The sequence below is a fragment of the Streptomyces niveiscabiei genome, assembly GCF_001419795.1.
GTDB lineage: Bacteria > Actinomycetota > Actinomycetes > Streptomycetales > Streptomycetaceae > Streptomyces > Streptomyces niveiscabiei.
On sequence record NZ_LIRL01001325.1, the window covers coordinates 1 to 1,720 of the forward strand.

The 1,720-nt window shown below is 72.8% G+C and carries 3 protein-coding genes; 2 read left to right on the plus strand and 1 reads right to left on the minus strand.

Annotated features, from left to right (window positions below; translation table 11 throughout):
• The coding region (locus AOK24_RS52430; RefSeq protein WP_276206902.1) for a hypothetical protein at nt 1-223 on the minus strand (223 nt) is incomplete at its 3' end.
• Here AOK24_RS52430 and AOK24_RS52435 point away from each other — a divergent pair.
• Nucleotides 222-302: a hypothetical protein gene (locus tag AOK24_RS52435; protein ID WP_276206901.1), complete on the plus strand. Its 81-nt coding sequence runs from the start codon at nt 222-224 to the stop codon at nt 300-302. The two genes, AOK24_RS52430 and AOK24_RS52435, sit on opposite strands and share 2 nt — an antisense overlap.
• A gap of 219 nt (nt 303-521) precedes the next feature.
• Nucleotides 522-1,720 (plus strand): threonine--tRNA ligase (gene thrS / locus AOK24_RS43655; RefSeq protein WP_055725370.1); only part of this gene is annotated, 1,199 nt, incomplete at its 3' end.

Below are 1,720 nucleotides of genomic sequence, written 5' to 3' on the forward strand. Positions count from 1 at the left end.
CCGTCCCGCCGACCGGCGACACCCAGACTCCGCCCTCCTCGACCTCGCCGTCCCCGTCCGCCTCGGAGGTCACGTCCACGCCGCCGGGCGACGGCGGTTCCTCCGGGTCGCCCACGCCGTCCGCCTCCGCCTCCCAGAGCGCGCCCCCGGCCGCCCCCACGCCCAACGGCGGCGGCGGGAACCTCGCCGAGACCGGCGCGAACAGCAACACGGGCGTACTCATCGGCGGTGCGGCGGCGCTCGTCGCGGGCGGCGCTGCGGTGGTCGTGGCGACGCGGCGTCGGCGGAGCACGCAATCGTGACGGCGGTAGTACCCGTGTAGTACCCGTAAAACCGCTGGAGACGCGGCGCGTCCGCACGCTAGCGTGACCCGTATGAAGCGCGCCTGTTCGTCCTCCACGACGACGCCGGACCAGGTCCCGGCGCGCTGACAGCTGAGCTGATCGACGAAGCCCCGGGGCGAGTGCCCCGGGGCTTTCGCGTGGGGTCGCTCGCCTCCCCACCAGCGAGGAGCACCTCCCATGGACACCCACAAGGACGCCGCCGCGTACGACGACCACCGCCGCCTCGGCCGTGAACTCGACCTGTTCGACACCGACCCGCTGATCGGCGCCGGCCTGCCGTACTGGCTCCCGGACGGGGCGGTCGTCCGGCATGAACTGGAGGAGTACGTACGGGAGTTGGAGGTCGGCGCCGGATACCGGCACGTGTACTCGCCGGTCCTCGGCAAACGGGAACTGTACGAGATCTCGGGCCACTGGGACCACTACAGCGACGACATGTTCCCCCCGATGCGGCTCGGCTCCGAGGACGTCGTCCTGCGTCCGAGCCTGTGCCCCCACCACGCCCTGATCTACCGCTCCCGCGCCCGCAGCTACCGCGAACTCCCGCTGAGAATCGCCGAGTTGGGCGGCATGTACCGCTCCGAGCTGTCCGGCGTCCTCGGCGGCCTGACCCGGGTCCGCGCGATCCAGCTGAACGACGCGCACGTCTTCTGCACCCTCGACCAGGCCGTGGACGAGGCGGCGTCGGCGCTGCGCCTGATCCGGCGCGCGTACGACGACCTCGGCATCGAGGCGTCCCGCTACCGCCTCTCACTGCCCGGCGAGGGCGGCAAGTACGTCGCCGGTCCCGAACTGTGGAGCAGGGCAACCGCGTTGCTGCGCAAGGCGCTTGAGGGGATCGCGTACGAGGAGGCGGAGGGGGAGGCCGCGTTCTACGGCCCGAAGATCGACGTACAGATCACCGACCCGGCGGGGCGCGAGGCGACCCTGTCGACCGTGCAGATCGACTTCCACCAGCCCGAGCGGTTCGGGCTGGCCTACATCGGCGCCGACGGCGCGAAGCACCGGCCGGTGATGGTCCACCGCAGCATCGTCGGCAGCGTCGAGCGGGCGGTGGCCCACCTGATCGAACGGCACAAGGGCGCCTTCCCCGTCTGGCTCGCGCCGGTCCAGCTCGCGGTGCTCCCGGTCTCCGAGGCGCAGGAGGCTCACTCCCTGGAGCTAGTACGTGAGGCGGAGTCCTCAGGTATCAGGGTCGCGTACGCCGGGCCGGACCAGGGGACCCTGGGGGCCAGGATCAGGGCGGCCCGGCTGGTGCCGTACCAGGCGGTGATCGGCGAGCGGGAGGCGTCGGCCGGGCGGGCCGCCGTACGCCTGCGGGACGGGCGGCAGGTCGGGGAGGTGGCGCCGGCGGAGCTGGTGCGGCGGATCGGGGG